The organism is Cohnella rhizosphaerae (assembly GCF_029525575.1).
GTDB lineage: Bacteria > Bacillota > Bacilli > Paenibacillales > Paenibacillaceae > Cohnella > Cohnella rhizosphaerae.
Genome location: NZ_JAPDIA010000008.1, coordinates 2,266,029 through 2,277,727 on the forward strand (window position 1 = coordinate 2,266,029; position 11,699 = coordinate 2,277,727).

At 59.8% G+C, this 11,699-nt stretch carries 6 protein-coding genes and 1 pseudogene; all 7 read right to left on the bottom strand.

Features of this window, described 5'->3' with window-relative positions; genetic code table 11:
• Positions 1–151 precede the first annotated feature (151 nt).
• Positions 152–4,882 (bottom strand): annotated as a pseudogene (locus tag OMP40_RS34235) (LamG-like jellyroll fold domain-containing protein); the annotation flags it as partial.
• A gap of 169 nt (positions 4,883–5,051) precedes the next feature.
• A complete protein-coding gene (locus tag OMP40_RS34240) occupies positions 5,052–8,501 on the bottom strand; it encodes a discoidin domain-containing protein (protein WP_277537972.1) in 3,450 nt (1,149 codons plus the stop codon).
• Positions 8,502–8,593: 92 nt separating this feature from the next.
• Complete coding sequence (locus tag OMP40_RS34245) at positions 8,594–9,754, bottom strand: DUF6259 domain-containing protein (RefSeq protein WP_277538208.1); 1,161 nt, start codon at positions 9,752–9,754, stop codon at positions 8,594–8,596.
• The gene (locus OMP40_RS34250) at positions 9,640–10,125 is read right to left on the bottom strand and encodes a DUF6259 domain-containing protein (protein WP_277537974.1); all 486 of its coding nucleotides are present in this window, start codon (positions 10,123–10,125) and stop codon (positions 9,640–9,642) included. Before OMP40_RS34250 ends, OMP40_RS34245 begins: the two co-directional genes overlap by 115 nt.
• Before the next feature lie 50 nt (positions 10,126–10,175).
• A complete protein-coding gene (locus tag OMP40_RS34255) occupies positions 10,176–10,838 on the bottom strand; it encodes a hypothetical protein (RefSeq protein ID WP_277537975.1) in 663 nt (220 codons plus the stop codon).
• Positions 10,839–10,903: 65 nt separating this feature from the next.
• Positions 10,904–11,206 (bottom strand): ABC transporter permease subunit, encoded by a 303-nt coding sequence (locus tag OMP40_RS34260; protein ID WP_277538209.1) that lies wholly within the window; start codon positions 11,204–11,206, stop codon positions 10,904–10,906.
• Positions 11,134–11,553, bottom strand: a complete 420-nt coding sequence (locus tag OMP40_RS34265; RefSeq protein WP_277538228.1) for an ABC transporter permease family protein — start codon at positions 11,551–11,553, stop codon at positions 11,134–11,136. Before OMP40_RS34265 ends, OMP40_RS34260 begins: the two co-directional genes overlap by 73 nt.
• Positions 11,554–11,699 lie beyond the last annotated feature (146 nt).

Sequence of the window (11,699 nt, forward strand, 5' to 3'; positions counted from 1 at the left end):
CGGCGAATTCGTATCGGGCGGCGATTGCGGCTCCTGCGGCTGTGGCTCCTGAGGGGGGCTCAACCTCGCCGCCGCCGGGCGCCGCCTCGCCGGGAATCAACATGCCGGCAAGCGTCTGGGCATACCAGCGGACCAGGTAATCGTTCGGGTGATTCACGTTGTTGCCGGTCATATCGGCAAACGCCTTGTGCGTCAGCAGCTCCGCATGGACGCCGGTCAGATCGGCTGTCGCCACGCCCGTCTGCGCATCGGCCAACGCTTTTAGCTCCGCGATATAAAGCGGCTGCTTGCCGTCAAAATACGTTTCCGGATTGGCCAGCGTGGTACCGACCAGAATAAACTCCGCATCGCTGTTCGCGTCCCGAAAATGGTCCATGATCGTCTCGATATGGTCGCGGAACATTGCGGGCGAATGCAGATCGTCGCTGCCGACGCCGTCGTTCATGCCAAAAGCGACGACGACCAGATCCGGGTGCAAATCCGCCGCCCGCTCCGCCTCCTCCATGCCCCACACGGCCGTTTGGCCCGGCACGGAGCGATTGATCAGCGTAATCTCGGAATCGTACTGCGCCTCCAGCCGCCGCTTCAACAAAGTGGCCCAGTCCGGCAAATACGGAGGCGCGTTCGTAACGCCGCTCGCATTGGCGCCGGCTGCGATGCTGTCGCCCAACACGAGCAGCTTCAGCGGATCGCCCGCCTGCAGCTTGGCGAGCGTCCGGGACAGCGCAGCCGATTCCAGCGCCGGCACCGGCCCCTCCCAGCCTCCGCCCGCGTGTTCGTAAGTGACGACGATTTGCCGGTCATGAAAAAAAGAGCCTTCGCGCAACAAGACGCCGCCTCCCCCTCGCCGGTCTACGCTCTCGTTCGGCACAACCGTCGCGGGGTAAAGCTCTTCTTCCGTCATAAAAGGAATCGCGGAGCCGGGCAGCAGCCGGATTTTGCCGTCGCTATACGCCCAATCGACGCCTTCCGCATACGTTTTGTTCATTTGCGCGTTTCGAACGGACACGATCCGGGTCGGCTCGAACAGCAGCGCGGCTTCCGGCAGCGCTTGATTCGCGGAAACCATCAGCAGCGGCTCGTCGTAGACGACGCTGCCCTGCCAGATCGGCTGCATCGCCCTCGTTTCCCAATCCGGCATATAGGCCGCCGCGTCGTTCACCGTATGCACGCGGATTCTGTTCTGTTTATTTTGCTTGTCCGACAAGCCGATCTGCACGTAGGCCTTCTCTTCAAGCACGCCGTTCACGATATCCGAGTAATCCCCTTCCAGCAGCACCCCGTCCATGGCAGGCCGCCATACGCCGCCGGATTGCGTCAGCTTCAGTTCATGCTGCTGCAGCGTGGCCGCATCCAGCGTCAAGCTCGGCATCGGCTGGAAGCCGGCGGCGGTCGTCAGCTTGTGCGGCTGTACGGTGAGCTTACCTGCCGTATCGCGGAGCAGAACGACGATGCCCTGACCGGCTTCGGGCCGCAGCACGTCAAAATAATCGGAGCTGCTGAGCAGACTGACCGCCAGCCAGGAATCGTCGCCGCCGGACAAGCTGCCCGACAGCTGTTCCGGCGTAAACCGGACAAAAAATCGTTCGACGTCTACCGGTTCTTTGAATACGGCGCCATTCGCAGGGATTACGGCGCCATTCGCGACCGTGTAGTAGGCGGAGCCCATGAACACGATTCCATTCGAGCCGAGACGCGCTTCCGTAGGCGCCTCCGCCGATCCGATCCTGCCGGTATACAGCTGCCAGTCCGCGGCGAAGTCCATATTTTCAGGAATTTCATAGTCTGTCGTCGTCTCCGCCGCCGGTCCCCGGTCGCTCCAGCGGCCGGCGGCATTGCCGGCCTCGACCTTGAAGCTGTAGCGCGTGGCGGGCGTCAACCCGGTGACCGCGTAGCTGTCGACGCTGCCGTCTACCGCTGCCAGCTCCGTGCCATCCCGATAGATTTTATAAGACGCAACGCCTTCCCGGTCGGTCGCCCCGCCCCAGTGCAGCAAGACCCGGTTCGCTTCGACATCCGATACCGTCAAGTATCCGTCCTGCCATTCGGGCCTGCTCGGCACGCCGTAAGCCGCCTCGCCGTTGACCGAATGGACCGCGACGCGGTTCGTTCCGCCGGCTTTGTCCGATAGTCCGATCATCGCGTAGGCGTGTTCGTTCAATACGCTGGTCACCATGTCCGTATAATCGCCCGTAAGCTGCGTGTCGTCCACCATGAGTCTCCATACGCCGGACGTCTCTGCCAATTTCAGCTCGTAGGTGCGGTCGATCGCGGCCGTCCCAAGCGTTGACGGCGTCTGGGCATGGAAGCCCGTATCGTCCAGCTTGTAGGGCTCAAGCGTCAGCAAGCCGCCCGACCTCCGCAGCAGCACCACGATGCCGCGGGCCTGCTCGGGCTTCAAGACGTTAAAGTAACGCTGACTGTCCAGCAGACCGACGGCCAACCATGAGTCGTCCCCTTGCGCCAAATCGCCGGCGATGGCCTTGGGCGTGAGTACGACGGAGAACCGCCCGGCATCGACGGCCCGATCGAGCACGGCGCCGTTGGCGCTCTCGACTTCGCCCTCCGTAATCGTATAGTAGCCGTCTCCCGAGAACAGGATGGCATCGCTGCCGGACTCGGGGATCGTCGGATGCGTCGCTTGCGTCAAGGGGCTGTCGAACAGCTTCCATTGCGAAGCGAATTCCGGCAGCTCCGGCGCATGCGCCCTACGGCTCAGCACCTGCAGCTCCTGAATGGCAAGCGGGCGATCGTAGATGCGCACATCGTCGATCGACCCGTCCAGGCGCCCGAGACCGGAGCCTCCGATGTCCGCGCTGGGATGAACCGTTTTGGCGCTCGTCGCGCCGGCTTTGCGGAAGATGCCGTTGACATAAAGCCAAGGCTGCTTGTCCTTGTAAACGATGGCGATATGCGTCCATTGGTCCGGATCCGGCTTCGCGCCGCCGTCCACGAGCAGCGCGGGCAAGTAGCCGTCCGAATGCTCGAAGACGGCAATGCCGTTCGTGCCGACGGAGACGCCGACGCCCGCATGGTTCGCAGCCGCGCCGCCGCCCCTGTAGGCGGGAGCGATCGCATAATGCTGGCCGTTATCGCCGGTAATGCCGCCCTCGGCTTCAGGCTTCAATACGATCTCGGCGCGGGGCTTGACCCAGAACGACAGGGTGAAGTTGTCCGAAATGTCCGCGAGCGAAGCATCGTTCACGTCGACGCCTCCGCCCGTGCCGTCGAAGTCCAGCGCGCCGTCGATTATTCCCGGACCCCATGTCCCTGCCGTCACGGTACCGTCGGCGCCGCCCGCAGCATCGGCAGCCGAAGCGCCTGCGGCTTCGTCGAGCTTCCACCAGTGAGCCGGCCCCTCGCCTTCTGCCCCGTCGCGAAAGTCCGCGAGGACCATGTTCGTTTTGCTGGGGTTCATGCCAGTCGCGAAAGCTTTGACGTTTACGACCGTCGACCTGTCCGTCACCGTAATCGGCTCGGCGTAGAGCATGCTGCCCGCGGTCGGCACGCTGCCGTCCAGCGTGTACCGCAGCTGCGCGCCCCAGGTCGCGCTTTGGAACGTATACGTTCGCGAGTCGGGCGCGCTGGCCTGAATGTCCGTCACGAGCGGCATCGCCGCAAAACCGGGAGAAACGGCAGGATCCGCATTGTTGGCATACGTAAAGCTGGACGGTTTTTGATCGAACCCGGCTATGCCTGCCGGACCGTAAAACCGGTTGCCTTCGAAGGCGCCGGAGCCGGTATTGTCGGCGCGCAGCCAAATATGGAAAGGCGAGTCCTGGGTACCGAGCGCATTATCCTTGAAGGTATTGTCCGCGAACAGCAGCTCGTTGAAAACCTGTCCGCCCATGAACATCGCGCCGTAACGGTAGGCGTCATGGATAAAGTTATTGGTAAAATGAATGTAATCCCCGGACTTCTCAAAATCGTAGGCCGTGCCGTCATGATCGCCGGGGTAAGTGCCGGCCCACCCGAACTCATTGCCGTCCACTTCGTTATAAACGCCGCTCTCGCCGGACAAATGTTCGGTCAACACCGAGGTAAGTCCGACGCCGAAGTATTTGCGGGGATAATTGTAGTAAAACAGATTGTTCAGCACGTCGACGTTTTTGCCGCTCCACTGGAACACCTGATTTCTTCCGTTTTCGATAAAAGTGGAGCCCTCGATCGTTACGTCTTCCTGTCTTGGGCCGACGCCGTCGCTCCACATGATGTAGCTGATTTCCGTTTTTCTGAAAATGTTGTTTTTAATCGCGATATTCGCGAACGTCGGCTTGACGCCCGGCACAGTCACCAGATCGATCGCCGTACCTTCCTCGCCGGGCAAGCTTCCGCCGGCATTCGCGATATCGTGAAAATAATTGTCTTCGATCCGGTAAAACTCGAATCTCGGCTTCGTATTGCCGTCGGCGATAATCCGCAATCCCCGTCTCGCGTGCCCGATCTCCAGACCCGCGATCCGGTAGCCGTCGCCGTTATCGATCCGGATCGCTTCTTCATCCACGCCGTCGTTCCGGTAGATGTAAGGCCGATTGCCCGTACCGTAGGAAGTTATCGTTATCGGATTGGCGGCGCTGCCGCTGCCGCGAAGCGTCAACTGTTCGTTCCACGCGTCGCCGCTTTTGAGCTTGATAGCGTCTCCTTCCGTATACGTCCGATCCGATGCTTTGTCCAGCGTCTTCCAGGGTCCGTGCACGCCGTCCCATTCGGGAGCCAATCCGTCGTAGCCGTCGTTTCCGTTCGTTTGGCTCACATAATACGTCGTGCCCGTAGGTGACGAAGGAAGCGGATCGGCGGATGCGGCGCGGACCGCCCACAAGCCTGTCATCCCTTCGAAAAGCACGGCCAGACATAGCGCAACTGCCAAATGTCGAAATTTCATCACGTTCAACTCGCTCTCCCCTATAGTAAGAATGCGCTTGCAAACTCATTTTAGATTCGGGGGCGAGCATGCGAATAGAGAAATAACCTTTCCTTTCTAGCAATATCTTTACCAAATCGAGAAAGCGATCGCTCCCTCGTCGGGGCGATCGCTTTTTCGTCGTAATCTTCTAATTGTAAAGCTGAAATTCCTGAATACGCGCATAGCCGTCGTATCCGCTCTGGGTTCCTTCGGTAATCACAAGTCTGAAATATCTGGCCGTCACGGCAGGGATCGTGCGGTCGGTCATGGCGCTCGCATTGCCGCTGACGCTGTCGATGTCGGTCCAGGTCGTCCCGTCCGCGCTCGCCTGAAGCTTGTATGCCCGCGCATTGTAAATGTCATAGCTCGACGAGACGGCGCCCGGATGAATGACGACCCAGCGCTTGACGGTAACCGGCGCGAACAAATCCGCCTGCAGCCAATAATCGTTGTTCGTCGTCTTCGCGATCGCGACCCATTTCGACGCCAAATCGCCGTCCAATGCCTTTTGCGGCGTCTCGCTCGCCAGGTTGTAGGCATTGGCGGAAGCCCAGCGATTGAGGCTGATGTTCGTGCTGCCGTAAACTTCGAAATCGTAAATGCGCGCATACCCGTCCGAGCCAATCTGCGTGCCCTGGGTAATATACAGACGCACATACCGGGCGTCCGCAGAGATCGAGCGGTCGGTCAAGCCGGCCGTATTTCCGGCGATGCTCTCCAGATCCGTCCAGTTCACGCCGTCCACGCTCTTCTGCAGCTTGAAGTCGCGGGTATTGTATGCCGGACTCTCCCCATTGTAAGACGCATGCTTCACCACCCAGCGGGTGAGGCTCTGCACCGAGCCGAGATCGACGGCCAGCCAATGGGTCGTTCCGGTCGTGGACACCCATTTGGACGTGCGCATGCCGTCGACCGCGCGTTCGGGTCCGTTGCTTCCCGCGGAAGCGCTGGCCGTAGCCGTACGCCCCTGCGTGATCGGAACGGCAGCATACACGCCCTCGTCCTTGTCATAGACGTTAACGGTTCCGCCAAGCTGCTGGACGGTCGTCGTCGTATCTCCCCAGCGCAGCGAATCGTATATGTTCATCGTTCCCGTAAAGCCTGCGCCCGTCTTTGTGTAAGGCTGTCCCGGCATTACCCCCGCCTGAAGGCCGACCATGTGGATGCTGCCGCCCTTTTCGATCAATACGTTGGGACCGGACGACGTATCGACGGAAGGCAGGAACAGCGTCAGATTCTGAGGCCCCGTCCCGCCCGATTGCGCTATGGTATGGAGACCCGTTTTCACGGCAAACGCATCTGCGGCAAACGAAGCGACATTCGTACTGTTGCCGAAGACGAAAGCGTCCGTATGGGCGAGCGTGTAATTTTTCGCCGCGTCGAAGCCGTAGGTATGCGGACTGTTGGCATGCTTCGACTGAAAGAAGGTTCCGTAGGTGACGACGACTTGTTCGACCCAGCCTCCGTTCGTATTCGCGCCCACGTTGACCGCCACGTTGGCGGCATTGATCCACGTTCCGGACACGACGAACCGGTCCGCCGCCGTCGTCCCGTAATCGATGCCGTTGTAGCCGTTCTCGATCTCTACGTATTTGACCCAGGTATCCGTTCCGGCGGCGCGTACGGTATACGGATACTTCTTGACCGGATAGCGCGAGCGGATGTCGGCCGGGACGCCCGGATCGGCGCCGTCGGCGAAGCCTTGCTCCGGATAATACACGCTGAAGCCCTTGATTCCGGCGCCCTGGCTGAGCGTCAGGAAGGCCGTCGCGGAATCCGGCGCCGTCGTATCTTTGCCGCTGTAGGCGAGCAGCACGGTCGTATCCAAATTGTTGTGGGCGTGAACGTAACCGTGGCTGCCCGTCAACTCCACGCCCGTCGGCACCTGGAGCGATCCGGATACTTTATACGAGCCTGGCGGCAGGAACACCGTACCGCCTCCCGCAATTCCCGCTGCCGTCAAGGCGCTCTGGATCGCCGGACCGTCGTCCGCGACGCCATTCCCCTTGGCGTTGTAAGGCGCGTCTTTCACATTGATCAGATTGCTTTCATTCGCCGGTTTGCGCACGGGCGCAAAGGCATAGAACAACGGACGCGCCTGCCATACTTTGTCCGTGTTGATGAACTCGCCGACCTCCGCCCGCACGAAATCCGTCCGGACATTCGCGTTGATCTTGGCCATCGCGCCGTAGGAGCCGTTGGAGGAAGGCGGTCCCTGCTCGATCAGGATGCCGTTATTGGCCTCGTTGATACTGATGCCGTACATCGTCAAGCCGTCGTTTTTCCACAGCTTGATGCCGAAGAGGTAGCTGTTCGTGTAGCCGGCGATCTGTTCGCGCTGGGCGGCGCTTGGTTTATTGATAACCGCGGAAGGCGCATTCGCCCAGATCTCGCTGTCCATGAACAGATTGGTGAGGTAGGAGTACTCATAATTGCCGTCCAGCGTAATCCCCTGGAACAGGAAGGTTCCGTAGATGTCCTGAATGTTCACCGCGCTGCCCTTGTCGAAGTAAATGCCTTGGAACGAATTGTAGAACGTAAGCCTGTAGGCATTGACCGAGGAGGCCTCGGAATAGACGGTGTACGGATAGCTCGTCGGCGCGAAGCCGCCTGCCGAATAAGCGCCTTGGTTCGGATACCAGAAGCTCAGGTCGCGTACGGTCGCGTTCGCGCCGGACAACGTTACGGCGCTTTCCGTTGTAGAATATACAGCAAGAATCGTGCCGTTTTGCGGCGTCTCCTGCAGTGGATTGCCCCAATTGCCGCGAAGCACGACGTTTGCGGGAACGGTCAGGCCCGAATCCAGGCGATACGTTCCGCTTGGCAAATACACGACGCCTCCGCCCATTTGACGCGCCAGATTCAAGGCGGACTGTATGGCGCCAGCCGCATCCGATACGCCCGTCGTATCCGCCGTCACGACGACATTCGCAATGACCGTCTCGCTATTGTCGATCAGGTCCGCGATTCGCTGGGGAGCCGGAAAACTCGGAGCGGATGCGCGCTTGTCGAAGCGGATCCAGTCTACGTACGTGCCCGGGTCCGGTCCGCTGTACTCCGTCGTCAGCACGTGGGTTCCGGCTTCCAGATAAACCGGCATGGGCAGCGAATACGTCTGGAGCGCGGTCGAATCGATCTTGTTCGTCGCGCCTTTTTGCACGTTGTCGATCAAGGTCGTTATGCTGCCTTTTTTCCCGGAGGTCCCGGACTTCGCGCTGTAAACGATGTCGTACCAGCCCGCGTCGGACGCGCCGACCGTGAACGTGTATTTCAAATACTCGCTAATATAGCCGGCAGTCGACGAACCTGCCGCCTGATCGTTCGAGCTCACGACATAACGATTCGTTCCATCGGAATACAGGTCGACGTTCGCGACGTCTCTGTAAGCGGTTTCGCGAATGACCTGAGAAGAAGCATGCGCGAAGTAAGCGTCGCGGATGCTGCCGGAATTAAAATCCTCCGCTTGGATGGTTCCCGGCACGGTATGCGTTCCATAGGGTACCCCGTCGGAAGCGGCGGCTTGCCGGCCCGGCGTTAACAGCATGACATACGCGATCATAAGCAAGAACAGGACTGCGCTGCGAACCATCCATTTCATGATCATTTCCCCCTTGTTTAGGATTTTGGATTAAAGCGGTCTAAGGCAGGCGGGAGACGATTGACGCCTTCTCCCGCCGCATTTCCGATTGCTCACTCCGCCGCCTGCGTCGGCGGCGTCCAAGCCAGCATGATGCAGGATAACGGTTCGATCGTTCCCCGGTGCATCCCTCTTTCTGTTTGCGAGGCGAGCTCGAGCCCCTCGCCATCCGGCTGCTTGTAAGCCAGCAAAGCGCCGATTGCCCCGCCATACGGCTGCTGCCAATCATACGCTTGCGGCTCCGTCGTGTAATTCACCAGGAACTGCGCGACCCGCCCCTCCGAAGATTGCCACTTCGTCGTAAGAATGGAAGGCTGCTTCAGCACGCTGCCGTCCCGCATGTGAATCGTTTGCGCGGACACGCCGGTCAGCCGCTCCGGCGCGAGCATCCTGCCCGTCGCGAGATACGGCTTGCCCGCGCCAATGCGCCAGGCGTTAAGATTGCGGATCAGGGTGCCGATCGCCTGTTGATCCGGCGCCGGGTAATCCCATTCCGTCCCCCAATCCCAGTTGATCGCCCCGCCGCGTCCGAGCACGACCGTGAGCATATCTCCCGCCACGAAGGAATAGGCGGTCCGCCAGAGCAGATTGTCCGGCGACTTGAGCAGGTCGATGCTCTGGCCGCTGGAGTTCTGGTTGCCCATGAAGTTGTTGATATATTCGTGGTATACATACTGATAGACAGGCACCGGCTCGCCGGTGAACAAGCCGATGTTGAAGCGCAGGTCGTTAAAAGGAAGCTCGCCCAGGAAGGGCTCTGCGGCTGCCGCTTCGCAGCCGAGCACGATGTCTTTGCCCATCGCCTTCCACTCCTGCCGAATCTTGCGGAACAACGTCTTCATCGCTTCCGTCTGCCAGCGCCCGGGCCCCGGCGGATGATCGTGCTCCTTGCTGTAGCACAGGTACGACAGTCCGCCCAGATTCTGGTCGAAATACTGCATGTAATCGCAGCCGCTGTTCGCGACGCCTCGGATCTCCTCGAGCACCGTCTCCGTCACAAATGGCTCTGACGGACACATGTCGTATCCCCAGCGCTGCACGCCGTTGCAGATCAAGGAGTACGGCAGCTCGCCCTCCGGCGACACGCACATGACCTTCTCTAGCTCCAGACGTTCGAAGTCCGCTTCCCGGTTGTAATCGGGGTCGAGCAGACTCCTCTGCGTCCAGGCGATGCCGCTCGCGTACAGACCGAGCAGATGGCCGCGCGCGTGCAGCTCGTCGGCGAACTGCCGCATGCCTTCTTCTCCCCGTAAGGGGGCCAGATGTAAGGCGGCGCCCAGGGGGCCGACCCTTCCCAGTGCATAAGCAGCGCCATCACCTTGCTATCGAAGCGCTCGGACAGCCGCTCCAGATGCGGAATCGCATTGACGTAAGGAAAATATTCGTTCGGGTCCATGCTGCCCGTATCCTTGACGCCGCGCACGGGATACGTCACGACGACGGGCGATTCCCGGTACCAGGCGGGGAGCTCCGGATTGTCCGCGATGCGCGGCGGCGTGCTTCCCTGTTCGAACCAACGTCGGTACAGCTCGGCAGCCTGATGCCAATCGCCGTGGAAGACGCCCAGCACCATATTAAAGTTCATTCGATAGGAACCTTGACCGGCCCCCTCGACGAAAATCCGATACTGGAGCCTCACGCCCCGTCGAACGGAAGAAATTCGATCGATTTGACGTGGTGCCTCGCATCGTGCGCGCCTACGTAGAGGCCGCAGTCGTCATCGTAATAAGCCATGAACTGCGTCGGCGCGGGGCCGGGATAGGTTCCGTCCCAGCCTTTGCTGGGATAGCCGGTTTCCTGGTATTTCAGCCAAGTGTTCTCTCGTCTGCCGATGTCCTCGATCAGCACGCCCTCATGGGCCGGCCACAGAATCCGGGCAGTCCCGCCCGCGGCGACGAGATCGTTCGGCACGACGACGTCCGGGAAGTCGACCCATTCCACGAGGTATGACGTCCGATTGTCGAAGGAAATGCGCCAGTCGGTCAATTTGGAATCTTGCGGGAGGTCGACCTCGACGACGGCATCCAGATCCAGGTTATTCAGCTTCGTATATTTAAATCGGAGCTGCGTGCCGTCGTCCGCCGATATCGAGGCCTGCTCCAGCGTGACGGACGCCGCTTGCAGCGCCGTAACGTCCAGCGCCTGTCCGGCGTCGTCCCGCAGCCGGAGCGTAAAGATCGGCCTGGCCGCGCTCCCGCCGTGAATCATGTTTTTCCCGGATCGCTTATCCGTAAATGCCAGCAAAGATCCGTTCGCCGAATCCAGTTCGATCGTATAGGCCGAGCGCTCGATGATCATCGTTTCATTTCTCCTTAGCTTGTCGTCAGCTTATCGTCTCTGTCCCAGCATGCCGTACACTTGTCTCAACCCTTGACCGCGCCGGCCGTCAGACCTTTGAGGAACTTATCCTGCACGAAGAAAAACAATAGAATCAGCGGAATCGTAGCTATGACGCTCAAGGCGAAAATCGGTCCCCAATCGGTCGTCCGCTCCTGCTTGAACTGATAAATGAGCGTCATCAGCGTTTGTTTGCCGGGGCTGTACAAGTAAATGAGCGGTCCCGAAAAATCGTTCCAGATCGTAAAGACGTTCGTCACGATGACGGTGCCGGTGGCAGGCAGCAGGAGCGGGAAAATAATCGTAAAAAAGGTTCGCGTCTTCCGCAGCCTTCCATGGCGGCGGCCTCCTCCATCTCGGAAGGGATGCCTTTGACGAAGCCCGTGTAGATGATGGTGGCAAACGGAATCGCGCCGGCCGTATACAGCAAAATCATGAGCGTGCGCGTATTGATTAAGGAAATCGCGGGTCGCGAGCTTAAAATCGGGATGATCGTGGATTGCAGCGGAATGATCATGCCCGAGATCGGAATCAAAAACACGATCTGGAGAAGCCCTTGCCTGAACGCCCGATAGACATATCCGGCCATGAGAGTGAAGAGTACGACGAGCCCCAGGCTTAATGAAGTGATGACGACGGTATTGAACAACGACTGCGCAAATCGGCCCTCGCCCAAAATCGCCCCGTAATGCGCGAAACTCCCAGCTTGAAGGGAAATGGAGCGCGTCGAACACTTCGCTTGAAGGCTTGAAGCTGGCAAGAAGCACGTTCAGAAGAAAGGGACCAGAAAAAGACAAGCCGCGATCAGCATGACCAGTTCTG

Excerpts from the sequence above, each read along its gene's own strand:
- OMP40_RS34255 (WP_277537975.1), bottom strand. The coding sequence starts at position 10,838 with ATGATCATCGAGCGCTCGGCCTATACGATCGAACTGGATTCGGCGAAC.
- OMP40_RS34250 (WP_277537974.1), bottom strand. The coding sequence starts at position 10,125 with ATGAACTTTAATATGGTGCTGGGCGTCTTCCACGGCGATTGGCATCAG.
- OMP40_RS34240 (WP_277537972.1), bottom strand. The coding sequence starts at position 8,501 with ATGAAATGGATGGTTCGCAGCGCAGTCCTGTTCTTGCTTATGATCGCG.